Source organism: Rhodopirellula sp. JB055 (genome assembly GCF_043100905.1).
In the GTDB taxonomy this organism is placed as follows: Bacteria; Planctomycetota; Planctomycetia; order Pirellulales; family Pirellulaceae; genus Rhodopirellula.
This window is the reverse complement of record NZ_JBICHO010000035.1, coordinates 1-25,437: the sequence shown is the minus strand read 5'-3', so window position 1 is coordinate 25,437 and position 25,437 is coordinate 1. Positions and strand designations below refer to the sequence as shown.

Here is a 25,437-nt window from a genome sequence, read left to right as displayed (position 1 = left end):
TTGTGAACTCGAGGCCTTTCGAGGCTTCCTTCCCGAGTGAAGTCGATCTCGGGGCATCCACCCCGAGCTACGGACGCAGACTCCTCCGGAGCCATTCGGGCTCGTTCCGTCGGATGAGAACATTCGCTTTCATGCTCGGGCGTCAGGAGACGCTGGCGAGTTCTTTTTGCAAGACCGCCATCGTTTCGCGTTGGCGTTTTTCGACGACCTGGCGCGCCTCATTGGCTTTGGCTTGGGCAGCTTCGAAGTTTTTCGCCATCTGCAAGACCTTTGGCACGATGCGGTTGCGATCCGTTTCTGAATCCAAATCGAACAACCAATCGCCTAAGCCGATGTCTTCCCACATGTAGCCTTTGCTGGTTTGCTCCTCAAAACGGCATACGATCGCGGGGATGCCGTGGCCGATGCACATGATCGGTGAATGCATTTCATTGCCAAACAATCCGGCGCTCTTCATGTACACGCTGACCGCTTCACCGGTCAACCAATAGTTTGGTCGCCAAACGACTCGCGGCAACACATCCTTTGGCAAACGATCGATCAGCATTTCTTTGCCCACGGCCATCTGCGTGCGATCTTCGGGGCAGACCAAAACCTTGCGATCCGTTTCGCGAACGACCTGCACGATCGCTTCGCGAAGCTTTGCATGGTCGTGTTCCTTCATCGCTTCGTTGCGAGCGTGTTTGATGGGATCAAATTTGACGTTGGGCTTGATGGTCCAGTACGGCGTGTAGCGCAGGCGTGGGATGCAACACAGAAACTTCTGCGGCTCCAATTGGTTCTCTGCCAAGAAACGTTCAGCGTTGGGTTCGTCTCGCAAGTCACACGCGAAGGCTCCGTCGGGCCCAAACTCCATCACGGGGGCGGACGCACCAAGACTCTTCGCAAGTTCCAATGATTTGCTGTCTCGGAAGAAGACGAACCTTGCGTGGCTGAGGACATCGACCGAACGAGCCATCGCTTCTTCCTTGCGGGCTGCCGTCGCCGATGACTTCTTCATCGGGAATGTGATCCCATAGATGCCGTAGGGCTTTCCCGTTTCCTCTCGCCAGCGAACCAAGTCACGTTCGGCGACGATGGACGCTCCGGAACCGTGCAGTAGGAAATCGCATTCGCGGAAAGCTTGCTTCAACGCCTCGGATCGCGGCTTGGCAATCTTCAGTTTGGGAAATTCCTTTCGCAGCAATTCCTCCACGCCGTTATCAACGTTGGATGGCCAGAGCGTGACCTCCACGTCCGGCAGGTGCTCTCGAAGGATACGGAGCACACCGGGAGTGTGAGCGATGTCACCAATGTTCACAGTCTGCCAAGAGGATCGCAGCAGAACCCGTTTCGGCGGATTGCCGTCATTCGCGGCAGCCAACGCTTGCCAGAAGGGATTGCTGGCCCCCAACGCACCGGCTGCCAATCCGATTTTGGCGGAGCGAGCCAGGAAACCTCGACGGGCGAGAGTTGATTGATGGGTTTGGGACGCGGATCGAGACATCGAAAGAGACATGGGAACTCGCGAAAATGGGTGGGGCGGCAAGCGAATTTTCATCCGCGCCGGTCATGTGGGTGGGAGGAGGGGATCACATCGTACTTCAGCTCAACGGAGCGTTTGGGCTACACACTGGAGCCGCGAAAGACAAATCAAAAAAAATCCGGCGAATTCTGTCATGATTGGATTCGAGCGGATAAGGAACTCATGCAAGCCAATTCTTAGGAGTTTTGAGTGGACGATTCAACACGCCATGCGACCCGATTGTGGACCTCGGCTCAGCCGGTGGTGGCTGCTTTCGTTGCGTCGGTGGTCCGAGATCGCCGTGATCGCGAAGATGTGCTGCAAGAGACAGCACTCGCGGTTCTGAACTCGTTCGATTCCTACGATTCTTCGCAAGCCTTCCAGGGTTGGGCGATTGGAGTCGCGAGGAACCAAATCGGTTTGTACCTGCGTCGTCGTCGACGTGATCGACTGGTTTTCAGCGAAGAAACGATCGCGAATCTGCAGTGCTCGTTCGAGCAATCTTCGCCGCCAGAGGAACTGGATCACCTGCCGTCGTGCATCGATCAATTGCAAGGCCGGGCGAGAATGATCTGTGACCTGCGATACCAAAAGGGATTGAAGCCGTCCGCCATCAGTGAACAAATCGGCATGACGGCAAACACGGTTTCCAAAACCCTTCAACGGATTCGAGAGCAACTGCGAGAGTGCATCGAAGCCAAGTTCGTATCCGAAGGAGCGAACGGATGAGCACCGAAATCCAATTGCTGATCGATGGCTATCTGGATGAAACGCTGACGCCAGATCAACTGTCTGAGTTGGAAGCGTGGATCAACGCGGATTCCGACCACGCGAAACGATTCGCCGATGCGGTCCACTTTGACGAACGGATGACGGCAGCATTGAGTTGGCAACAGTTCACCGAACCGGACGGTGCCGAAAACCAACGCGTCGAGCCCGCCGCCTCGCCAGTCATCGCGACAGAGCGTCCGCGTGACCGGTATCGCACGTTGATCGTTGCAACCGTCGCGGCAGCCATTTTGTTGATCGTTGGTTTGTCGATCCAGTTCGTTCCCGATCGCGCAGGCACCGCGTTGATCACACAGAATCCGAACTCGCCGACGGCCCCCGACAACGAAGCGGACGCCACGTTTGTGACACTGGTCCAGTCCACCGATGCGGTCTGGGACGACAGTCACGCATGGCAATCCGGCGACCGGCTGGACGCTCAAACCATTGCTCTTCAGTCCGGCATCGCACACTTGCAATTTGACAGCGGGGTGGAGGTCACATTGGAAGGACCTGCCTCGTACGAATTGCAATCGATGGATCAGACCAAGCTGGCGTTTGGACTGTTGTCGGCCACCGTGCCACCGGGCGCCGAAGGCTTTCGAGTCGACACACCGTCGGCGCAAGTCATTGACTTGGGAACCGCCTTTGGAATCGAACTGGACCGCGATGGATTGTCGAAGGTTTCGGTTTTTGATGGCGAGGTCGAAGTCGTCTCGGACCAGAATCACCAGAAACGTTTGCTGAGCGAAGGCGAGAGTGTCGAACTGGCTTCCGATGGCAGCATGAACGACATCGCATTTGAAACCCAGCGTTTCGAAAAGCTGTGGCCGTTCAGCTCAGGAATCGTCAAGTCGACCGGTGCGTTCCGATTTGCTCCTCCGTGGCCGCGATTGGCCAACCGAATCCAAAGTGATCGTCGCATCTTTGTGTTGCCAGAAGGCTATGCCGGTCCGCTGCAATCGCCTTGTTCGGTCGACATCACCGCACCGGGGAAATACACGGACCAGGCACAGTTGCTGCCCTCGACCATTCCGACCGACCACCGCGTGCGTTCGTTTGTGCTGATGTTCAATCCCAAGGTTTCGTCCGATCAAGAACTGAATCGTCGACGTCCGGCCATTCGCGACCTGGAGATTTTGGAAGGGAGCATCACGTTTCAACATCCCATTCTCGGCGTGATCGTCCAAGACAAAACGTTGTTTGAAACCGATGGGCGGTTCTCTGCGCGAACCGCTGCCAACCGGCCGTTCGGCCAAGGGTTGGAACTGAACTCCACGCTCACCGGTGACGTTCTTACGCTCAGCGATGACCGCCGCACGATTGATCTCAGTTTGATGTCCTTTGGACGGCGGGTTGATCACGTCCGCGTGATCGTTGACGCCTCCATCCGTCCACGTTTTTCTCGTCGACCTTAGTGTCGAACTCCTCTTTCCTTCCTCGGGAGAAAACCATGAAGAATCAAAACGAAACGCCCAAGCAAGCTGTCTCGGAAACACCACCACGACGTCGATTTCTGATGAAGTTGCTGGCCAGCGGAACGGCGTTGCCACTGATTTCATCGGTCGCGTTCGCTCAAAAGCCAAACCGCTTGAGCAAAGATGCCGAAGGCAATCCTCAAGCTCGACGCCGAGGAGCAGCAGGCATGCAAATGGATCCCGCCAAGATTGCCGCACGATTGATCAAGGAACACGACAAAGACGGCGACGGCGCACTGAACGAAAAAGAATTGGCCGCTGCTCTTAGCGCCTTCCGCGAAATGCGTGGTCAGGGCATGCGAGGCCGCCAAGGACAAGGTCGCGAAGGGAAAGGCCGGGAAGGAATGCGACCGGGTGCCAACGGACAAGGCGGAATGGGAAAACGCGGAATGCGAAACGCAGACAAGGGCGTTGAGCCCAAACGCCCCGGTGAATGATAGTGACCGACGCCGGTGGTGCCGGTCAGTGATCCGGGGCATTCGCTTTGAAGGTCGACAGGCCGGAAGCCTATCCCACACCGGATGCCCATTCTTCTCTCTTCTCTGTCAGACTTCATGATTGCACGTGACGCCATGAAAACGTTCGCCTTTTCCATCTTGGCCCTTTCGCTGGGTCTGCTCGCCGCGTCCGAGACCCCGGCTCAAGATTCATCGAAGATCACGCCAGAACAGCTCGAGTTCTTTGAAAATCGAATTCGTCCGGTGCTGGTTCGCGAATGCTATGAGTGCCACTCGGCAGAATCGGGCAAGACGCGAGGTGGCCTGCGACTGGACACGCGAGACGCATTGCTATTGGGCGGTGAGTCAGGCCCCTCGATCGTTCCCGGCCATCCCGAAGACAGTCCGTTTTGGGATGCGATCACCTACAACGGTTGGGAAATGCCACCGCGTGGACAACTGCCCGACGACGTGCTCGCGGACTTCAAACGTTGGATTGAGATGGGTTTGCCAGATCCTCGTGTTCGTGAATCGATCACGGTGGAAACCGAGATTGATCTGGAATCCGGACGAGATCACTGGGCGTTTCATAAACCGCAGCCTCAGGGTTTGCCCGAAGTTCAACGTGCAGCATGGGCGAAGTCCGACGTCGACCGATTTGTGCTGGCCAAACTGGAAGACAACGGCTTGGAACCCGCAGAGGACGCCGACGCCGCGACACTGCTGCGACGCCTGTCATTTGATCTCGTCGGGTTGCCACCAACCGGCGCAGAAGTCGAATCGTTCTTGCGAGCGACAGCCCGAGACCGGGAGGCTGCGATCGAATCCAAAGTCGACGAATTGCTCAACAGCCCCCGATTTGGCGAACGCTGGGGCCGTCACTGGCTGGACGTCGCTCGCTACGCGGAATCGTGTGGCAACAGCACCAACAACACCTACCCTCACGCTTGGCGTTACCGAGACTATGTGATCGATTCCTTCAACGACGACACGCCCTACGATCGTTTCATCGCGGAACAGATCGCCGGTGATTTGTTGCCTGTTAAAACAGACGAACAATGGCAAGAGAACTTGATCGCAACCGGTTTCTTGGCGATCGGCACGAAGAACTTGGTCGAACGAAACCCTCGCCAAGTTCGAGCGGACATCATCGACGAGCAGATCGATACGGTGTCCAAAGCGTTCTTGGGTTTGACAGTGGCCTGCGCTCGTTGCCACGACCACAAACTCGACCCAATTCCAACGATCGACTACTACGCGATCGCCGGCATTTTCCAAAGCACGAACACGTACTATGGAACCTCGGAAGGAATCACGAATCGCAACGCATCGGACCTGTTGAAATTACCGATCGCCGACAAGGTTCCTGCGGGCAGAAAGTATTCGCCCGATGAGATTGAAGAACTGCAAGAACGCATGAGTGACCTGCGTTCGGAAATGATGGAAGTCGCTCGAGATCGAGAGGACCCGTCCCAGCAACAAAACGCCATCCGCCTTCGAGCACAAATCGCATTGATTCAGGGCATCCTGTCCGAGATCGAAGACGATGGCACGCCTCGTACCCTCGCGATGGGTGTTCAGGAGGCGGAGCAATTCGAGGACGCGTTTGTCTACGTCCGTGGCGACGTCGAAACTCCGGCGCAGCGAGTGCCACGCGGGTTCATCCAAATCTTGCCGCACAGTGCCGAGATTTCCATTCCCTCCGATTCCAGTGGCCGCTTGGAACTGGCTCAGTGGCTGACGTCTCCGGAAAATCCGCTGACAGCGCGTGTCATGGTCAATCGCATTTGGTTGCATTTGTTTGGCGAAGGCATCGTGGCGACTCCCAATAACTGGGGCCTCACGGGTCAAGTTCCTTCGCATCCTGAATTGCTGGACCATTTGGCAATTGAGTTTTCGAAGGATTGGTCCGTGAAATCCATGATTCGCGAACTGGTGTTGTCGCGAACCTATCAAATGAGTTCACGCATGAACGACACCCACTACGAAGTGGATCCCGACAACCGACTGCTCTGGCGAGCCAGCCCACGACAGTTGGATGCCGAAGCGATGCGGGATGCGATTCTGGCCATTGGCGGCGGATTGAACTTGGAACGTCCCATTGGTTCGCCGATTGCGAAGTATGGCAACAACCGCATCGGTCGCACGCTCGACGCGTCGCTGCTGGATGGACTGAACGATCGCCGATCGGTTTACTTGCCCATCGTTCGTGACGCCGTGCCTCGTTCGCTGGCGTTGTTTGACTTCGCTGACCCAAGTCTCAGCAATGCGAAACGCGACGTTTCCAATGTCCCGACGCAAGCGTTGTACTTAATGAACGATGAGTTTGTGTTGCAGAACGCAGAATCGCTCGGCCGTCGTTTGCTCGATGAACACCGAAGCATTCGCGAAGGCGTTGCCGCGGCGTTCTTGGCGACTTATGGCCGACCAGCAACAGATTCTGAGATTCGAAGCTGCGTGGATTTCTTTCAAGAATTCATGGGGCCGGCTCGCAGAAAATCCAGCCGCTTTGTGCAAACACAACAACTCGCGATGACGGCATTCTGCCAAGCGTTGATCGCTTCGGCCGAATTCCGATGTCTGAACTGAACGATTTGGCATAGCGTTCCAGCTCGCGGGACCTCCCCCACGGGTTAGAAGCCGATGCCACAGTGAATTGCCGCACCGGGCGGCTTGCACCGCTCCGTTAAGAAGACTCGATCACTCCACTTCGCACTCTCACCAGGTTCCGTCATGTCCGATTCAACCACCCTGTCACGTCGCGGCGCACTCCAAGCCGTCAGCAGTGGATTCGGCTACCTCGCGTTCGCTGCATTGGCAACTGAACAAGCAAAAGCCAGCAATCCGCTGGACGTCAAAGCTCCTCACTTTGAACCGAAAGCGAAACGCGTCATCTTCCTCTCGATGCGTGGTGCACCGTCGCATGTCGACACGTTTGATCACAAACCACAACTGACACGCGACACTGGCAAAGTCGGCAAATACGGCGGGACGGGACGCTTGCTGGGGTCACCCTGGGAATTCCGTCAGCGAGGCGAGAGCGGTTTGTGGATCTCGGAATTGTTCCCGGAACTTTCCAAGCAAGCCGATGAGTTGTGCTTGCTAAGAGGCATGCACTGCGACCAACCCAATCACCCACAAGCCACCACGCAAACCCACACGGGAAACTTTCAGTTCCCGCGGCCTTCGATGGGTGCGTGGACGTTGTATGGTCTCGGCACTGAAAACGAAAACTTGCCTGGGTTCATCGTGTTGAATCCATCGCCTGGTGACAGCGGCAACTATGCCAGCTCGTTCCTGCCTGCGATCTATCAAGGAACCAAGATGAAAGCGGGCGGTCGAGGCCGCGGCGGATTCGCTCAAAACAGGATGCGACCAAACGGTGGCAATCAACCAGGGCGAAACCGAATGAGCCAAAATCAATCAGCGCGCTCACGTCGTGGGATGCAATCAGGACCGAACGGCGACCGACGCCGACGCTATGCCGAGTCGCGAATGGGAATGTCCGGCGGGATGGACGCGTCGATGCAACAACGCCCCTTTGGTCGCCCGTTGCGAGATCAGTTTGCCGCACGCGATGACAGTGTGATCCCCAATTTGACGAACCGAATGCTCGATCCAGAACTGCAACGCATTCAATTGGATTTGATTCAAAACCTGAACCAAAACAAACTGGATCGTGACGGGGATCAACAGCAAGTCGAAGGCATGATTGAATCGTTCGAATTGGCGTATCGCATGCAGTCGGAAATGCCCGAGGCGGTGGATTTGTCCGATGAAACGCAAGACACGCTGGATTTATACGGCATCAACGGTTCGGGCACCGATGACTTCGGTCGCCAATGCTTGATGGCACGACGATTGGCCGAACGCGGCGTCCGGTTCATCGAATGCGTCAGCCCCGGATGGGACCACCACCGCGACTTGCGGGATGAAATGGACGACCACTGTTCGCAGATCGATCAACCCATCGCGGGATTGCTGCAAGACCTCAAACAAAGAGGCTTGTTGGATGAAACGTTGGTCATTTGGGCCGGCGAATTTGGTCGCACACCGCACGCACAAAACGGCGATGGCCGCGACCACAACAACAAGGGCTACACGACGTGGATGGCTGGTGGCGGTGTCCGCGGCGGCTTCAGCTATGGTGCCACCGACGAACATGGTTACGAAGCCGTCGAAGGCAAATGCCACATCCATGATTGGCACGCCACGATCTTGCACCTGTTGGGCCTGGATCATGAAAAGCTGACGTACCGCTATGCCGGACGTGACTTTCGATTGACCGATGTCTACGGAAGTGTGATCCGTGACATCGTCGGTTGAGCCGCTCGCTCAGCCGTTTCGTTGAAAGCCCAGCATGCGTCCGCGAATGGGCGAACGGAAGATCTCGTTGATGGCCGCGTCCACCTGGTTTGGTTTCAGGTGATCCGGCAAAACGGGACCGATGAACGGTTTCGACTCTGGCGGTGCAAACAATTCCGTCGAGCGAGACGAACGCATTGCAGAATGGTCCGTCGCGTCCGGCCCCACAACAGGTTCGGATTCCAATTCAATCGTGCCCTCGTTCAATCGAACATGTTGAAGGTCCAATTTCGCGGGCGTCAGGCAAGCCGCATTTCGCGATTGATCGACCTCAATGTCGAGCAGGTTGCCATCGCTGCCAAGGATGGGTTGAGTTGCAAACACATAGGCAACCACGGAACCGGTTTCCTCATCAACATTTGCAATGAGGGCCGCTTTGTTGTCCCAGATCGCTCCCGGTCGAATGTCTTCTTTTTCAATTCGAACCTGTGTGGGATCGAACTCAAATCGAATCTCGGCAGCTCTCAAGTTCGGTGCGTCCTCCACTTGGATCGACGCCGCGGACGTTTGCGGCACAGCCTCTTGCACCAAGACAGGCCCCGAAACGGCGGGGCCCATGGCGTCCAATGAAACACTTGCCATCAAGTGTCGACCTTCCAAACGCTCGGTCGTCAACACGCGACATGTTTTGGCCATCCTGGCTCCCATGTATGTTTCCGAATGGAATCTTCTGTTCATCACGAGTGCAATGAACGCCCAGCACTTTCGAAAGGAGATCGAAACTCCGGTCGAATTTGGGGACTTCAATCAAAGAAGTAATCCAGGCTGAACATTTGTGTCAACGTCACTCAGCGAACACTCGTCAAGAATCAGCGAGCGAGATAGCGAGTTTAACGACTGTGATCACACCGACACAAAGAGATTCTTTGCTGGCAAGCACCAAGCTTGGATTTGTGAAGATTGCTTCCGTTCCGTGTCGCCGAAAACACTGGCTCAAAACAGATTGCTTGCAAAGACTTCATCGACCGCCTCGTTCTCATCAGAGTCGTCATCGCTCGATGCAACGGGGGTCGCCATCCCGGCCGTTTGTGCGGTCACAACGTTTGCCGCGACCGAGGCCAACGGTTCCGCCTCAGCTTGATCGAACAAGGGTTCGCCGCTGGCGTTTGAATCGGATGTCGAGGTGGTGGTTGACTCGGCCCCGCTAGCGGATGAAGTGGATGCCGCCGCATCACTGAAACTGGCTGTTGCGGCACTGGCTGAACTGGAACTTTCCGTTGATTCGGCGAAGGTATTGAGATCGCTGACGGCATCATTCCAGTTGTCGGAACCAACTGGCATCACTGTGTTGGTATGCAAACGATTGAAGATGAATTGGGGAAGCAAACCCAGCTCGCGAAAATTTTGATCCTCGAGCGTGGTGCCTTCGACCAGGGTGACGGTCAGCTCATTGTCACCACTGTCCAAGTAGGCGACCGGTTGAGACTGAACAATTTCATATTCACCGGGTGCCAAATCGGTGAACTCGTAACTGCCGTCGACATCAGTGGTTGTTTGCAATTCAGCGCCGGTCGAGGTGTTGGTCAGTGTGATTGTGACGCCCGGAATGGCTTCACCAGTTCCCAGCGAGTTGTCATTGTCGGCGTCCGCGTATACAAATCCAGAGATCGAGTCATCGCCGGTTGCGGCCGCGGTGATCGTGATCAAACCGTCCGTTGAATCGGTCCCAGACACCGGCGATGGATCGACCGTGATTTGCCCCTCGTTCAAGCTGACTTCGGTCAAATCCAGAACGCTGGTGCTGTCGACCACGGCATCGCTGGCAACTGAAAATGGAAGCTCAACAAGACTGCCTGACACATCCGTCAATGCACTGGAGGCTGAAACAAAGATGACCACTGTTCCTGCCGCATCATCGACATTCGCTGTGACTTGTGTGTCACCGTCGGTCCCCCAAACACTGCCGAAGTCGATGTCATCCGCATCGAGATCCAAAACCGACGTGTCGTAGCTCAGTCGAATCTCCGCCGCTCGCACTCCAGTTGCCGAGTCAATGTTCACCGGCACCGACACGATCGCATCGGGTGCCGAGGTGAGGTCATCAGGAATGTTGACCGCCGCCAGAAGACGTCGTCCTTCAAGCGATTCAACGGAAAGGCGACGGGATCGAGAAGGTTTCATCAGAGCTTGCCGGAGTCTTTCGTGTTTGTTCACAGCCGCATTCAAATGCAAGGCAACACTTGAGGTCACCACACAACTTGCAGGGCATTTCCGAAATGGTTTTGGAGCTGCACTTGCACCGTAGTTCGTCTCCATCTTGCCGGTCACAACAATCTTTCTGCGAAGAAGGACTGGCCGGGTTGTGGGGGGAAGAGCAAGGGTGCGAATGTCACACTCAACGATACCTCTGACGCACAAACGCACAAAAAATTTCCTAAAAAATTTCAAAAGCCCCGTGACGAAATTCGCAAAGCGACGTCTTAGACTCACTACGGGCTCGAATTGAGCACTCCGTTTGTCACCAGGGACCGCGTGACAATCCTCACCCCGCAGGGATAGCTGCATTGCTTTTCTATTGACTACGGTCGCACTAGGTCTCTCATCTATGAAACCCGCTGTCCAACGATTGCTAGCTCGTCTGACTTCGAAACAATCCCGTCATTCACGCTATAAAAGCCGATCCCAGGGATCCAATGACCGACGTTTGAAAGTCGAGTCGTGGGAATCACGGCGAGTTTTGGCGGCCACCATCGCTTCGTTCACACCCACCCCATCTGGGTTCACCGCCGAACTAAGCGAGGAGGTCAGCATCCCGCAACTCAGCCTTTACGACACCGAAGCGGGTGATGCAGGAGCGGCCGACGTGACCCTGCAAGGCGCGACAACAGGTGAAGTGCGCGGTTCACTCGTTGTAAACGGTACAACCGTCACATTTATTGCAACTGATGGCCCTCTCGCCGCGGACACTTACACGGCGACCCTGCGAAGTGCCAGCGATGGGTTCACGGACCTCGCCGATGGTGAACTTCTGGATGGTGACAACGATGGAACAGCGGGCGGCAACTTTGTCACCACGTTCACCGTTGCCAGCCCCGCATCGCTGGTGGTCGGATTGCCCGACATCGTTCGCGGCCCCAGCCAAACGGTTCAGTTGCCCGTCGACGGCAGCGGAACCGAATTGCCAGCGGGACTGCCCATCCAACTGAGTGATGCGGATGGCGTGACATCGGTGACGCTGACCATTGAGTACGACCCAGCCATGCTGGACATCTCCGGCGTACAACTTGGTGAAGACGCTCCCACGGGAAGCCAGGTCGAAGCCAACTTGGACACTCCCGGCGTCGCCACGATCACGTTCTTTAGCTTGGACGCGATGGACGCTGGCCAAGCCGACATCATCGACCTGATTGCGACCATTCCAGATGATGCCCCGTATGGATCCACGGGAACCCTGACGATCAGCAACTTGGAGGTGAACGCGGGAGGCATGGCCGCCAGCGCTGACGATGCGATCCAAGTCGTTGCGTTCCCCGGCGACGTCAATGCCAATCGTCGATACGACGCCGAAGACGCTCGTTTGGTCGCTCGCGTCGGAGTCGACCTGGACACCGGGTTCGTCGTCACCGACGCGACCGCATCCGGAGAAGCCTTTGTTCCATTCGCAGCCATCGACCCAGACCTGCTTGGTGACGTGACGGGCCAAGATGGCCTGAGCCCACTCGATGCCAGCGATTTGCTTCGACGCGTCGTCGGATTGTCGACTCCCAACATCCCGGACCTGCCGGACGCGCAATCACCGACCAACATCAGTCTTTCCAACACGACCGTTGGCGAAAATCTTGCGGTTGGTACCGCGGTGGGCACTTTCACATCGACCGACCCTGACTCGGGTGATACGCACACTTACGCCTTGGTGTCCGGAACCGGTGATACCGACAACAGTTCGTTCACCATTTCAGGCAACACCTTGCTGACCGCGGAAGTGTTCGATGCTTCGGTTCAAGACACCTACACCATCCGTGTTCAAACCACTGACTCGACCGGACGCACCCTCGAACGAGTTTTCACCCTGACGGTCACCGACCAGAACGTTGCCCCCACAGCGATTTCGTTGAGCGACACATCGATCGCAGAAAACGAAGCCGCTGACACTGCCGTCGGATCACTGTCCACCACCGACAGCAACGTCGGCGACACGTTCACCTACAGCATCGTTTCGATCGACGGCAGCACCAGCGACACGACGTTTGCCATTTCCGGCAACTCGTTGATCGCTACCGAAGCACTCGATTTCGAAACCAAGAGCAGCTACTCCGTCGTGGTTCGCACCACGGACCAAGGCGGATTGTCGTTCGATCAAACGTTCACGATCAACGTCGATGACATCAACGAAGCCCCCACTGCGATCGCGCTTAGCGATGACTCGGTGGCCGATGATTCTGTTTCTGGAACCGTGGTCGGATCCTTCACCACCACCGACGTCGATGCATCGGACACATTCACATACGCCTTGGTGTCGGGCACCGGTGACACCGACAACGCGTCTTTCACGATTGTCGGAGATGAACTGCGGACCGCGACCACGATCGATTTCGATTCGCAGAGTTCTTACAGCATCCGCATTCAGACCACTGACTCGGGTGGCGAAACGTTCGAACAAGTCTTCACCATTGTTCAAAGCAATGAAGGGCCGACTGCGATCTCACTCAGTGATTCAACGGTTGCCGAAAACGGATCGGCGGGAGACACCGTGGGCACGTTCAGCTCAACCGATCCGACATCCGGTGACACGTTCACTTACACCTTCGTGACCGGAGATGGCGACGACGACAACGCGTTGTTCCAAATTGACGGCGATGAATTGCAAACCGCAGGAGCTCTCGATGCGGAAACGCAAGGCACGCTGACCATCCGAGTTCGCAGCACGGACTCGACCGGCGAGTTCACCGAAGAAACTTTCACCATCACGGTTTCCAGCGTCAACGAAGGCCCCACCACCGTCACTCTGTCGGGCAACCACGTTGCAACGGGTGAACCGAGCGGCACCGTGGTCGGAACACTGGGCACCGATGACCCGGATTCCGGCGACACGATCACTTACACGTTGGTGTCTGGAACCGGAGACACCGACAACGCCTCGTTCACGATTGTCAACGGTGAACTGGTCACCGCATTTGCCGCTGACCAGTCCACCCAAGCTTCTTACACGGTCCGAGTGCAGGCCCAGGACGCCGGTGGCCTGACGGCCGAAGAATCGTTCACCATCACCGTCACATCGGCCAACGTTGCTCCAACCGCCATCGCGATTGACAGCACCAGCGTGGAAGAAAACGCAGATGTCGGCACCACGGTTGGCACGCTCAGCACCACCGACGCCAACGCGATGGACTCGTTCGTCTACACGTTGGTCAGCGGCACGGGCGACACCGACAATGCCTCCTTCGCGATTGATGGCAGCGATTTGGTGACCGCCGCTTCGTTGGACTTCGAAACCCAGTCGTCTTACTCGGTGCGAATCCAAAGCACCGATCCGTTTGGTTTGTCGACCGTGGAAACCTTCACGATCACCGCCACCGACGTGAACGATGCTCCGACGGCCATCACCCTGGACAACAGCAGCGTTTCCGAGGATGCCGCGTCCGGGACCACCGTGGGTGCCCTCAGCACAACGGATGCTGACGCGTCTGACACGTTCACGTACGCCTTGGTCAGTGGCGATGGTGACACCGACAACGCCGCCTTCACCATCGACGGCAGCAACCTGGTCACCGCAACCACGTTTGATTTCGACACGCAGTCGAGCTATTCGATTCGTGTCCAAACAACCGACGCCGCCGGAGCGACCTTCGAACAAACGCTGACGATCACGATCACCGAAACAGAAACCAACGTCGCGCCGACCGCGATCTCGATTGACAACACCGACATCGACGAGCACGCCTCGGTAGGAACCGTGGTCGGAACACTCAGCACGACCGACGCGAATGCTTCGGACACATTCACCTACGCTCTGGTCAGTGGCGATGGAGACACTGACAACGCGGCCTTCACCATCGACGGCAGCAACCTCGTCACCGCAAGTTCCTTCGACTTCGAGACTCAATCGTCTTACTCGATCCGAGTTCAAACGACCGACTCGGGTGGAGAAACGTTTGAGCAAATCCTGACGCTGTCAGTGACCGATTCCAACGACGCTCCGACGTCGCTTGCGATTGACAACGCAACGATCTCCGAAGACGTGGCATCTGGCACTGTTGTTGGTGCCCTGAGCACAACGGACACCGACGCAGGTGACACGTTCGCTTATGCCCTCGTCAGTGGTGAAGGTGACACCGACAACGCTGCTTTCACCATCGATGGCAGCAACCTCGTCACTGCAACCACTTTCGACTTCGACACCCAATCGTCGTATTCCGTTCGTGTTCAATCGACGGACTCGGCCGGTGCAACCATCACGCAGGTCTTGACGATCACGATCACGGAGACCAGTTCGAACGCGGCTCCTACGGCCATCGCGATTGACAACGCCGACATCGCGGAAGACGCCGCCTCGGGAACCGTCGTTGGTGCACTCAGCACGTCCGACGCGGATGCCGGTGACACGTTCACCTACGCTCTGGTCAGCGGTGACGGTGACACCGACAACGCGGCCTTCACAATCGACGGATGCAACCGGGTCACCGCAACCACGTTTGACTTCGAAACCCAATCGACATACTCGGTTCGTGTTCAAACGACTGACTCGGCGGGAGCCACCTTCGAGCAAGCTCTGACGATCACTGTCACCGATGCGAACGACGCTCCCACCGCAATCTCGATTGACAACTCCAGCATCGCGGAAGACGCCGCCTCGGGAACCGTCGTTGGTGCTCTCAGCACGACTGAAGCGGATGCCGGAGACACCTTCACGTACGCTCTGGTCAGCGGCGACGGTGACATCGACAACGCGGCCTTCACCATTGACGGCAGCAACCTGGTCACCGCAACCACCTTCGACTTCGAAACCCAATCGACATACTCGGTTCGTGTTCAAACGACCGACTCGGCGGGAGCCACCTTCGAGCAAGCTCTGACGATCACAATCACGGATGTGAACGAAGCCCCGACTGGGATTTCGATCAGCAGTAGCGTTGTCACAGAAGACTCAGCCTCGGGCACCACCGTTGGTACCTTCGGCACAGCGGACGTTGATGCATCGGACACCTTCACCTACACCTTGGTCGCTGGCGACGGTGACACGGACAACGCCTCGTTCACGATCGACGGCGAAAACTTGGTGACCGCGACGACGCTCGACATGGACACTCAATCGTCCTATTCGATTCGAGTTCGAAGCACCGATGCGGACGGCTTGTTCGTGGAGCAAACGTTCACAATCACTGTGACGGAAGACAACGTGGCCCCCACCGCCATCTCGCTTGACGACAACGCGATCGCGGAAAACGCGGCGATTGGAACGGTCGTCGGTGCCCTCAGCACGACTGATGCGGATGTTGCCGATACGTTCACGTATTCTTTGGTCAGCGGTGTGGGTGACACCGACAACGCGTTGTTTGCGATCGACGGAAACAACTTGGTGACCGCCGCGACGTTTGACTTTGAAACTCAATCGTCGTACTCCGTTCGCATCCAAAGCTCCGATGCAGTCGGAGAGACGGTCAGCCAATCTTTCGTGATCACTGTCACCGATATCAATGATGCTCCGACTGGATTGTCGCTGGCCTTCCCAGCCATCGCGAGCGGACAAGCCAGTGGGTTCTTGGTCGGAGAATTGCAAGCGATTGACCAAGACGCCAGTGATTCCTTCACATTCGAATTTGTTTCGGGTGAAGGCGACCTCGACAACGACAAGTTCACGCTGACCGGCGGCGAGCTACGAACCGCGGAAGCGACGGACGACGCGATCCAAGCTCTCTACTCAATTCGCGTTCGCGTGACCGATTCCGGTGGACTCACCTTTGAAGACACCGCAGATCTGATTGTCACAGAAGAGAACGTGGCACCGACCGGCATTCTGCTGGACAACAGCACGGTGGCAGACGGTTCAGCCAGTGGCACCACGGTCGGCACGCTCACCGCCACCGACGCCAACGACTTTGATGAACACACGTTTGAGTTGGTCGCCGGAACGGGTTCCACCGACAACGCATCGTTCACAATCGTCAACGGCGTCTTGCAAACGAATTTCGAGGCCAATGCGGCGACTCAGTCCAGCTACAGCATCCGAGTCTTGTCACAAGACCGCTATGGATTGGCCGTCGAAGAAGTGCTCACGATCACCATTGAGACCACTGTGTGATCGTTGTCGTCCGGTTTCACCCAAGTTTGGCTTCGTCCAGACTTGGGTGGCTGGATGATGAACTCAAACGACGCGAATCAACCACGTCATGCCATTTCAAAACTGAAATGCGGCTCCAATGTTCAAACCGTGAGCGATGAAACTGCTGGTCGTCAATTCGTAGGCCGGTTGGTTGCTTCCCGTTGGTGCTTCCGGTGGGAACTGGGAAACATTGCGGTCAATCGCGTCATCCACGCGAACGGCATCGGACCAAACCATCAGGCTGTATCCGATCGTCAATTTCATGTCACGATGCACTTGAGTCGTCAGGTTCAGACCGATTTCCGGAAGCACCATGAAGGACGAATCGTCATAGGTCCCGATGTTGGTCGACTGGGCCAGCAAGCCGCCCGCGAAAGTCGATGAGCCTCCGCCCGGAACAAAGTTCGTTGTCTGGCCGTCGATGGTCGTTTCGCCCCGGTTGACGCCAAACGCGATCTTGGCGTGAGCGTCCCAGGTCGTCGCGCCGGAACAACGTTGGAACTGCAAACCGATTTGTGCCCCATGGAATTGGTTGTCAGCTTCGAACTGATCGAACAGGTCCACGGTGGTGCCAGAGATGATCGGGCCTTGGGCAGCCGTGTATTCCGACGATTGATCGATCCGCAACAGTTCGTTGAGATTGCCGTATCGATATCCCACCAAGAAATCCACTCGTTGGCCTCGCATGGAAGACAGCACGTGGCGGCGGTTGAATTCAAAGGACGCCAGTTCGCTTTCTGCTTGGACGTTGACCGATCCCGTTAGGAAATCCGGGTGAGCGATCAACATCGACGACTCCACACCGGCTTCCGTGTCAAACACTGGGCGGGCGAGCAACCCTCGATTGCTCTGATAGGTTTCTTCGTCTTGGAAGATCCCCATGCCACTCAGTTCAAATCCGTTTCCGCAATGGTCATCGCTCCATCCAATCGTCACCCGCATGCCGGAACGCATGGAATCCAGCACGCTGCTGTTTCCAAACAATGTCGTTGTTCCCGACTGACCGATCACGCCGGTGTCTTCCGGGTCCGTGCCAGCAGAACTGGTTGTCACCAATGGCGGCAAATCGATTCCATCGAGCGACCACAGAAGGTACTCCGCACGAACCCAAAATCGATGTGCTGATCGATGAGTGACGCATTGATCGCAAACACCACATCCATCGCACGAGTTGCCGCCGTGAAACGGTTCCTCGTAAACCTGATACTCGGGCGATTCCAAGTAAGGCGATGAATCAAAGGAAACGCCCGCCACCTCCGAATCCGCCAACGCATCCTCGCTGGTGAACTCGTGGAAAGACGCATCAACGCTCTTGCCGTTGATCGACTTGGGATACCAAGTCATCTTCTCAGTCGTTGCCGAGGCTCGAGCCCGACTGGAAGATCCAATCGGACTTTGAGCGGAAACACCCTGCGATGCCAGGATGCACCCGAGAATCACGCACCACGGTGGAAGTCGGACGATGTTCATGAATGAAGGGGACGTCGGAGGAAACCGACATCGTTCAAGATTGGTTGCTTTGGTTCAAAACGGCGGCGAGTCAATGAGACTGCAACCATGTTGTCCTACACACCAGCGACGTTCGCCAACAAGAGAGTCTGGTGAGATTCTGAGCAGAATTGAAACACACCGAGCACAAAAAGCTTGCGACCGGGCACAATCGCATCCAATCCAGCCGACCAGTTGCCGCTCGTCCGCCAAAGTCACAAACGCCGCAGAACAACGGCGCCAGGACGCGCAAAAAAAGACCTCGCAAAACAAACTGCTTTGCGAGGTCTTTCATGACAGCGGAGGACACGGGACTCGAACCCGCAACCCATTGCTGGGCAACTGATTTCGAATCAGCCTGCTAGCCATTCGCTTATCCTCCGGGCTGTGCGTCATTCTGACAAAAGCCGTCATCCCGTCAAGCCATCGCCAGGGGTGACTTGGACGTTGAACTCAAATTCTAGCTGTCCTGGCAGTTGTTTCCGGATCTCGCTCATCAAAGTGCTCTCCCGCGAGAGTCGATCCTCGATTTCAGCGGCTCGCGGGTGGTCTGATGCCACTCGAATTTCGCCGTCTGACAACTTCAGGTTCACTTCGGCCCCGGGATCCAATCCCATGTCTCGCAGGAATTTCCCCAAAGTTTCGCGGATCGCATCCAAGCCGCCTTCGGATTCTTTCGACTCCGAACTGCCTTCTGTTGCGGTGGCCGAAAAGATGTCGGCAAACGAGTCCCCCGACTCCTTCGACTCACGCAGATTCTCGACCACATCGCCAGCGGATTCGATCCACTGCGAGGCAACCTGGCCAGTCGCTTGAACGGCACGGATCGCCAAACCGGAGTAGATCGGCAGCGACATCAGCGGCATCAAAAGTGGTCGATGAGCCATCAAAGCCGTCTTTTGTTTGAGAGAGGATGCGGGAACGTCACTCAGTGTTTGTGCTGAGTTTCAAAGCCGTATTCCTTCAACCATTTTTCCCACTTGTGAGCTTCCTCATGGGTTTTCAGTTGCAGCGTCTTCCATTCCACGCAGCGGTATTTCAAATCGTCGTGACCGTTGTGAGCGTGACGCTGAGTCTCGCATTTGAGAGTCTTCAGTGTCTTTTCGATCGTATCAGCCGCTTTTTTGTCGTGAATGTGTTTGGCTTTCCATTCTTTGCAGCGATAGTTGACGGTTTCAGCTGCCGAAACTTCCGCGGCGGACGGAGTGGCCAGCGAAAAACCAGCGACCATCAATGACAACAAAACCAGACGAAACATGGGGTGGGATTCCTGGGTAGGGAACACAAGGAGGGACGTTCACAACCTGTTGATTACCCAACATCCAACCCCCAGGTCAACCCAAACCACCAGAAGCATGATCCATCCAACATCGGAGAAGTTCCTCTTCGTGACAACGGTTCCGTCTGGCATTTTCGCGTGCTAGAAATTTCCGAGCACCAGTGCCGAGTTGATAAAATCAGGCGTCGTTTCCCCATCTCGCCTTCGCGGCTCACTTTTTCTGGATATTGTTCGCCTTGGCTGACTCATTTGGTTCCCGAATTTGGGTGATCGTGCTGGTCACCGTGGCTTTGGCCGCCACGGTGGCCTACATGGCATACGAATCGGAGGATCAATCGGAACTCGTGAAAAACCTCTCGCGAAAACTGGATTCACCGTCTTCCGCGTTTCCCCTTGATGACCATGAAATTGACATCAAGCGTCTAACCCCGACCGTGGTGGCACAGAAACGCGTGATTTCCGGTTCGTGGGTTTTGCAAAAAGACGACCAGCCTCGCCCGCGCGTCGTTCTTCCGTTTTCATCCCTCGAAGACGGTCCCTCTACCACCGACACCTTGGCTGACGATTCCCACAAGCAATCCAACGCGGAAGGATTCCTGGGAGCGGATGCCTGCGCGGCCTGCCATGAAACCCGGCACCGGGGTTTTCTCTCAACGGCTCACCATCAGACCAGCAGCGCCGTGACTCCGGACCGAATCCTCGGTTCGCTGGATCCCCCCAGAAACGAACTGGAAACGGGCGATCCAGACATCTCTCTAACAATGCAAGCGACGGACGGTTCCGTCGTTCAGAAGGTGAGGCTGTCCGATTGGAGCGTCAACATTCCAATGGACGTCATCACGGGATCAGGAAAGGTGGCTCAAACCTTTCTGTACTGGGACAACGACCGTCTTTTCCAGGCCTATGCGTCGTACTTCCACGGTGCAGATCAATGGTTGACCAGCCCCGGGTTTGAGGAACTCGATCTCCAATTTAACCGAGTCATTCGGACAGAATGCCTGGAGTGCCACGTCACCTACATCCAACAGACAGCGTCTCCCAACCACTACCAACCGTCCTCGGCAATCTGGGGTGTCTCATGTGAACGCTGCCATGGACCTGGTAAATCGCACGTCGAATTTCATACGCAAAACCCCGATTCGAACACGGCTCAGCATATTGTTCATCCGGAAAAACTCTCCAGAGAGCGTCAACTCGATCTTTGTGGCCAATGCCACTCCGGATCGTTTGACTTCAAGAAACCAGCCTTCAGCTTCCGCCCCGGTGACGACATCAGCGAGTTTCATCACACGCTGAAACCTGACTTTGACGACAGCGGGATCCACACCAGCAACCAACTGGCTCGTCTTCAAATGAGCGAGTGTTTTCAAAAATCGGAGATGACCTGCACGGATTGTCATGATCCGCACGTTGCACAACGAGGCGATGAGATTTTCTTTCGCCAAGCGTGCTTGAATTGTCACGACGTTGAGCACTGCGGGATGCGTCCCCAGCTACCCAGCAACATCGCCGATCAATGCGTTCAGTGTCACATGCCGAGTTCCGAAATCGATGATTTGGTCGGGATGAAACAACAAGGCCTGACGCTCTCGATGGCCGATCACTTCATTCGGATCGACCACCAGCATGCGAAAAGGATCATGGAACGGGAGACTGGTTCCACCAAATGACCGCATCCGGCTCGTTGCCCCGCGCTGTTCGCAACAAATTGCTGATCGCGAAATCGACTTTGCCATCTTGATCAAAGTCATCCACCTCAATGGAGGCATGCTGATGCACGTGATCTTCCAATGATGTCTTCCGAAAAACACCTTGCTCGGTCTGCGCCAACATCACCACAGACGCCATTTGAAAGTCCCGAAATTGATCACGAATGGGTCCGGCCATCAGCGATCCGGCAACCACATCCAAGTCACCATCCCCATCGAAATCCCCCGCCTTCGCGGACAACACTCCCGGCATCCGGCAAAGTTGATGTTCCTTGTATGGGTACGTCCCTTCGTTTTCCAACCACCAAACCGCATGGTATGGCTTGACGCCACGATCGAATGAATCGCCATTCGTCATCAAAACATCCAGGTCACCATCAAGGTCCATGTCGACGAGCTGGATGCCTGACAAACCAAAGGCAGGATCCGCCGCCGCAAAGACGACTTCGCGGTGAAACTCTCCTTCGCCATTGTTCAAGAAAGCTTCCACCGTCTCGTATCCCTGGCTGATCGCCGCGACGAAGTCCAAGTGGCCATCCCCATTCAAATCGGTCACGGGAACGTGAATGGTCCCGTGGCGGTCGTCGATTTCATGCACGACAAAATTGTCTGCCAATCGTTCGGGGTTCTGCCCTGAATCCTTCGCAACTGAGAGTCGATTCTCGAGCAACACGATGCGCCCGCTGCTTCGCCAACCAAATTCAGCGATCACCAAATCCATGTCGCCATCGTTGTCAAAATCGGCAGGCCTCGCGTCGGCCACCCGACCGAGCCCCGACAGCAACACAATTTGTTCAAATTCTTCCTGCAATGGTTTCCTGCGTAGCCAAACCACTCTCCCCAGTTCACTGTCATTGGCATCGAACTCACCGATGTCCGCAACGATTACGTCTCGATATCCATCACCGTCCAAATCGCATGCTTCCGCATGAACGGGCTGAAACAGTGTTGCGAGGTGCTTGGTCGTTCCACCGTTGCGATCAGGCCAGTGAGCGACCACGGCACCAGTACCAATGTCGCAATAAACCAAGGCTTGAGAGTCCATCAACCCAATGTCGAGCCAGCGAACGTTGGTGACTCCAGGAGGCCGCGATCTCGACGGCTCATCGATTGCCAAACCAATCGGTTGGGTCTTGAAGCTCCATTCGCATTTGGGAACGGAGCGCAACCAGGGCGACCAATCAAATTTCTCGGGTGCCTGCGATTTGAAAAAACTGACCACATCTTCGCGGGCGGGAACCTTCAAATCGCTGCGTCCCGATGTCTCATACAACATGAATCCTTGATCAACCTCCGCCTCCCAATCGGCTTTCGTTGAACTGCTCGCCAGCGGCATAACGTGACAATCCGCACAAAAAGCCTGGACCTCATCTTGAATGCGGGCGTGCCCTTGAGCGGACATTTCCGACGTGATCATTTTCTGCTCTGAGACTTCGTCACGGGTCGGATTCGTGGCCGTGACGACCGGATCGACCCCCCGGTCATGACAGCCACCAACGACCGCAAACAACATCGCCAGAGAAGCAAAAACGGTTGGTCTTCGAAGATTTCGCATGGGAACAATACTATAGTGTTATTCACGTTGAATCGTCATTCATTGCTGGCAAATCTTCTTCACCAGCACGCACCGATCTTCCGGCATTTTCAATCGATGGCAACCGTCGGAGTCGTTGAACGTTTGCGAATCGACAAGAGCGCCGGATCCCCCATTCTCAACGACTTTCGTTCATGCCTTTACGAATCGACGCGTTCACCGAGACGCAGATGCTTTCCGTTCGAAAGTCCTCGGCATTCAATGCAATACGCGGCCTGGCAACGGCCGTCGTGGTTTCGTCCACGATGTCAGCCTTATCGGGATGTGGAAAATCAGAACCACCTGTCGTTCGCGAAACGCCCGATCGTCCACTGGGTGAACTCCGCTTGGCCATGCGGCATCAAAAATGGGCGGATGCTTGGCAATACGCCGACGCCGTCTTGGAAACTCACCCCGATGACGCCGATGCAATCGCCTCCGTCGCACAGGTTGCCCAGCACTTAGAAAAACCCAACAAAGTGGCCGATCTGCTGGTAAAAGCTTGCATCGTGGAGTCGTTCGGCAACGATGCGAGGGTTCGGCAAGCCATGATCGCGTTGGTCGGTGCAGGGCGTCTTTACGATGCGATCGATTTGCTGGAACAGACAATTCGCACCGATCCCGCGAGACACGATACTCGTCGATTGCTGTATGACCTGTACGTCAACAGCGGCAATCAATCGGCGGCGACTCCTCACGGTCGAACTCTCGTGCTGGCCCGCCAATTCGATGCAAAACTGCTGCTGTCGTTGGGAATCGCCTCGATCGCCAAGGACGAACCTGGATCGACGCTTGAAATGGTCCGTCGAAATCCCGACGACAAACGTCCATTGCTGCGGCAGGCAATCACACTGTTGAACTCCGGCCAGATCGATGAGGCCCGCGCCGGCTTGCAGGCGATTATCGATCAACATCCAGAATTCATTCCCGCTCAGACGCGCATGGGACTCGTGATTGCAGAAAGTGGCAACGTCGAAGCGTTCAAACAATGGGAAGCCAAACAAGATCTCCAATCACTGGAGCTCGAACCAGACTACTGGGCTGCGAAAGCGAAGGTTGCCATCACGGCAGGAAATCAGCGGGATGCGTTGCGGTTCTATTGGAATGCCGCCCAGCGAAATCCCGACCGCCCAGAATATTGGACGGCGATTTTGGAACTCTTGAACGATTCAGAAATTGCTTCCAACGAAAAGAGCGGTGCGATTGAAAAACGCCTCTCAACCTTGGACGATGTGCGGACTTCAATGAAGAACTTTGATCTCTTGGGCAGCATCTCACGCAGACTCGCCACCGACATTGCAATTCAACTTGAAAAACTAGGGCGACTGTGGGAAGCGGAGGCCTGGGCATCGTTGGCAACAACTCTGCCACGAGACGACTCCGTGAAAGTCGACGAGGTGCGAGCCCAAATCGTCAAGCGACTTCGCGGCAAGCCCCAGTGGCAGGTCACTGAGGGACACCCCGAATTGCAATTGGAATTGCCGAACGAATTCCAATGAGTCCAGACGCAAAAAAACCGCCCTTCCATCGGAAGAGCGGTTCAAAGGATTCAACTCGATCGCGAAAGGTGAATTAGAGTTCCAACTCAATCACTTCGCGGCTCGCACGGGTGCCCAAGGCCCCCCAAACGCCATAAGGACTCTTTTGCCCTGGGTTCGGCATCGGTGCAGATGCATTCCCAGCCTCAATCGAGTCGGTGATGAACTTCACCGCACCATCGCCCATCAGGATGTGGACACCGCCTTGGTGACGACTGCTCGGCGGTGCAATTGCACCATTTTCTGGCCAGCTATCCGCACAAACACCCTTGTTGGGTGCCAAGATCGTGTTCACGGTCGAGAAAACGGGCCGTGCATTCGCCCAGCGAGCTCCACGTGTGGATCCTGCGCCCAAGCCGCGAGGTTGGTCGCCAGGAGATTGTCCCGATCCAGGGCTGTCAGGATCAATCCAAAACTGGGGACGTTCTGGATCCAAGAAGAGTGATTCGCAGTGGTTCGGGTTGCTTTGATAGGTCCCACTCGTCGTCACAGCAAGTGAAGTTCGCTTGTCACCATCATTCAAGTCCGTCGCGATCTCAGCCATTGCAATCGTGTTGGACAAACCATCCAAGATGTCACGGAACTTGGTCACGTCACGAGGGATGAAGAAACCACGGTTTCGCGATTGCACCCCCATCGCCCAGTTGTTGACCGTCAAGTCACCATTCTTGCCACCGTTCCACCGGTTCATGTTGTCACCGACACAGGGGGCGTAGTTCGTACGTCCCATCGTCGGAAGCCCACGTCCTGGATCGCTTGGGCAACGCAAGAATGGCAGGTCTGTCATCCATGGCGAGTAGTAGTTTCGGTCATTTCCACCAGGTGTAGGTGTTGGTCCCATCGGAGGAAAAGTGATATCAATCGTGCCGTCATTGTTTGTATCGGCAGGGAACGGATTGGAAATCTGCTCCCAAGTCGCTTGAGCCTCCACAAACGGTGTCAGGCCAACCAACATCGTCAGCAACTCATGGTTGCCAAAGTTGTTGCTGTTCCACCAATAGGTGGCGCCACCTGGTCCATCGCTCAAGGGCGCGACCG

The 25,437-nt window shown here is 55.9% G+C and carries 16 protein-coding genes and 1 tRNA gene; 8 read left to right on the top strand and 9 right to left on the bottom strand.

The features are described 5' to 3' along the window. Positions 1–142 precede the first annotated feature (142 nt). The gene (locus ACF8AM_RS01305; RefSeq protein ID WP_392553897.1) at positions 143–1,486 is read right to left on the bottom strand and encodes a polysaccharide pyruvyl transferase family protein; all 1,344 of its coding nucleotides are present in this window, start codon (positions 1,484–1,486) and stop codon (positions 143–145) included. Between the two features lie 228 nt (positions 1,487–1,714). Between ACF8AM_RS01305 and ACF8AM_RS01300 the strand changes: the two genes are divergently transcribed. The 5 genes from ACF8AM_RS01300 to ACF8AM_RS01280 all read left to right on the top strand — a co-directional run bounded on the left by ACF8AM_RS01300 (position 1,715) and on the right by ACF8AM_RS01280 (position 8,513). Next, positions 1,715–2,233, top strand: coding sequence for a sigma-70 family RNA polymerase sigma factor (locus ACF8AM_RS01300; RefSeq protein WP_392553896.1), 519 nt, complete (start codon positions 1,715–1,717; stop codon positions 2,231–2,233). After that, the gene (locus ACF8AM_RS01295) at positions 2,230–3,690 is read left to right on the top strand and encodes a FecR domain-containing protein (protein ID WP_392553895.1); all 1,461 of its coding nucleotides are present in this window, start codon (positions 2,230–2,232) and stop codon (positions 3,688–3,690) included. The genes ACF8AM_RS01300 and ACF8AM_RS01295 overlap by 4 nt, the downstream gene beginning before the upstream one ends. A gap of 35 nt (positions 3,691–3,725) precedes the next feature. Further along, complete coding sequence (locus ACF8AM_RS01290) at positions 3,726–4,187, top strand: hypothetical protein (protein ID WP_392553894.1); 462 nt, start codon at positions 3,726–3,728, stop codon at positions 4,185–4,187. 117 nt (positions 4,188–4,304) lie between these two features. Further along, positions 4,305–6,776, top strand: a complete 2,472-nt coding sequence (locus ACF8AM_RS01285) for a PSD1 and planctomycete cytochrome C domain-containing protein (RefSeq protein WP_392553893.1) — start codon at positions 4,305–4,307, stop codon at positions 6,774–6,776. 144 nt (positions 6,777–6,920) lie between these two features. Next, positions 6,921–8,513: a DUF1501 domain-containing protein gene (locus ACF8AM_RS01280; RefSeq protein ID WP_392553892.1), complete on the top strand. Its 1,593-nt coding sequence runs from the start codon at positions 6,921–6,923 to the stop codon at positions 8,511–8,513. Positions 8,514–8,522: 9 nt separating this feature from the next. On the opposite strand, the gene ACF8AM_RS01275 is transcribed toward ACF8AM_RS01280, so the two are convergent. After that, the gene (locus ACF8AM_RS01275; RefSeq protein WP_392553891.1) at positions 8,523–9,188 is read right to left on the bottom strand and encodes a cohesin domain-containing protein; all 666 of its coding nucleotides are present in this window, start codon (positions 9,186–9,188) and stop codon (positions 8,523–8,525) included. 297 nt (positions 9,189–9,485) lie between these two features. Beyond that, a complete protein-coding gene (locus ACF8AM_RS01270) occupies positions 9,486–10,673 on the bottom strand; it encodes a cohesin domain-containing protein (RefSeq protein ID WP_392553890.1) in 1,188 nt (395 codons plus the stop codon). 424 nt (positions 10,674–11,097) lie between these two features. Between ACF8AM_RS01270 and ACF8AM_RS01265 the strand changes: the two genes are divergently transcribed. Further along, a complete protein-coding gene (locus ACF8AM_RS01265; protein ID WP_392553889.1) occupies positions 11,098–16,791 on the top strand; it encodes a cadherin domain-containing protein in 5,694 nt (1,897 codons plus the stop codon). A 96-nt stretch (positions 16,792–16,887) separates the two neighbouring features. Here ACF8AM_RS01265 and ACF8AM_RS01260 read toward each other — a convergent pair whose 3' ends face one another. From ACF8AM_RS01260 to ACF8AM_RS01245, 4 genes are all read right to left on the bottom strand, one after another. Then, positions 16,888–18,156 (bottom strand): BBP7 family outer membrane beta-barrel protein, encoded by a 1,269-nt coding sequence (locus tag ACF8AM_RS01260; protein WP_392553888.1) that lies wholly within the window; start codon positions 18,154–18,156, stop codon positions 16,888–16,890. 444 nt (positions 18,157–18,600) lie between these two features. Next, a tRNA-Ser gene (locus tag ACF8AM_RS01255) sits at positions 18,601–18,682 on the bottom strand. 28 nt (positions 18,683–18,710) lie between these two features. Beyond that, the gene (locus ACF8AM_RS01250) at positions 18,711–19,157 is read right to left on the bottom strand and encodes a hypothetical protein (protein WP_392553887.1); all 447 of its coding nucleotides are present in this window, start codon (positions 19,155–19,157) and stop codon (positions 18,711–18,713) included. A gap of 71 nt (positions 19,158–19,228) precedes the next feature. Next, positions 19,229–19,558: a hypothetical protein gene (locus ACF8AM_RS01245; RefSeq protein ID WP_392553886.1), complete on the bottom strand. Its 330-nt coding sequence runs from the start codon at positions 19,556–19,558 to the stop codon at positions 19,229–19,231. Positions 19,559–19,815: 257 nt separating this feature from the next. Here ACF8AM_RS01245 and ACF8AM_RS01240 point away from each other — a divergent pair, with 257 nt between their 5' ends. Continuing rightward, on the top strand, positions 19,816–21,249 hold the full coding sequence (locus tag ACF8AM_RS01240) for a multiheme c-type cytochrome (RefSeq protein WP_392553885.1): 1,434 nt from the start codon (positions 19,816–19,818) through the stop codon (positions 21,247–21,249). Here the strand turns inward: ACF8AM_RS01240 and ACF8AM_RS01235 are convergent. Beyond that, positions 21,218–22,705 carry an FG-GAP repeat domain-containing protein gene (locus ACF8AM_RS01235; protein ID WP_392553884.1) on the bottom strand — a complete coding sequence of 496 codons (1,488 nt, stop codon included), beginning with the start codon at positions 22,703–22,705 and terminating at the stop codon, positions 21,218–21,220. The two genes, ACF8AM_RS01240 and ACF8AM_RS01235, sit on opposite strands and share 32 nt — an antisense overlap. A gap of 311 nt (positions 22,706–23,016) precedes the next feature. On the opposite strand from ACF8AM_RS01235, the gene ACF8AM_RS01230 reads away from it, so the two are divergent. Beyond that, entirely contained in the window at positions 23,017–24,360 is a 1,344-nt protein-coding gene (locus ACF8AM_RS01230; protein WP_392553883.1) for a tetratricopeptide repeat protein, read from the top strand. A 73-nt stretch (positions 24,361–24,433) separates the two neighbouring features. On the opposite strand, the gene ACF8AM_RS01225 is transcribed toward ACF8AM_RS01230, so the two are convergent. Further along, positions 24,434–25,437 (bottom strand): DUF1559 domain-containing protein (locus ACF8AM_RS01225; RefSeq protein WP_392553882.1); only part of this gene is annotated, 1,004 nt, incomplete at its 5' end.

Coding starts and splice junctions, on each gene's coding strand:
- ACF8AM_RS01305 (WP_392553897.1), bottom strand. CDS start 1,486: ATGTCTCGATCCGCGTCCCAAACCCATCAATCAACTCTCGCCCGTCGA.
- ACF8AM_RS01295 (WP_392553895.1), top strand. CDS start 2,230: ATGAGCACCGAAATCCAATTGCTGATCGATGGCTATCTGGATGAAACG.
- ACF8AM_RS01290 (WP_392553894.1), top strand. CDS start 3,726: ATGAAGAATCAAAACGAAACGCCCAAGCAAGCTGTCTCGGAAACACCA.
- ACF8AM_RS01285 (WP_392553893.1), top strand. CDS start 4,305: ATGATTGCACGTGACGCCATGAAAACGTTCGCCTTTTCCATCTTGGCC.
- ACF8AM_RS01280 (WP_392553892.1), top strand. CDS start 6,921: ATGTCCGATTCAACCACCCTGTCACGTCGCGGCGCACTCCAAGCCGTC.
- ACF8AM_RS01275 (WP_392553891.1), bottom strand. CDS start 9,188: ATGGCCAAAACATGTCGCGTGTTGACGACCGAGCGTTTGGAAGGTCGA.
- ACF8AM_RS01270 (WP_392553890.1), bottom strand. CDS start 10,673: ATGAAACCTTCTCGATCCCGTCGCCTTTCCGTTGAATCGCTTGAAGGA.
- ACF8AM_RS01265 (WP_392553889.1), top strand. CDS start 11,098: ATGAAACCCGCTGTCCAACGATTGCTAGCTCGTCTGACTTCGAAACAA.
- ACF8AM_RS01260 (WP_392553888.1), bottom strand. CDS start 18,156: ATGACTTGGTATCCCAAGTCGATCAACGGCAAGAGCGTTGATGCGTCT.
- ACF8AM_RS01250 (WP_392553887.1), bottom strand. CDS start 19,157: ATGTCGCTGCCGATCTACTCCGGTTTGGCGATCCGTGCCGTTCAAGCG.
- ACF8AM_RS01245 (WP_392553886.1), bottom strand. CDS start 19,558: ATGTTTCGTCTGGTTTTGTTGTCATTGATGGTCGCTGGTTTTTCGCTG.
- ACF8AM_RS01235 (WP_392553884.1), bottom strand. CDS start 22,705: ATGATCACGTCGGAAATGTCCGCTCAAGGGCACGCCCGCATTCAAGAT.
- ACF8AM_RS01230 (WP_392553883.1), top strand. CDS start 23,017: ATGCCTTTACGAATCGACGCGTTCACCGAGACGCAGATGCTTTCCGTT.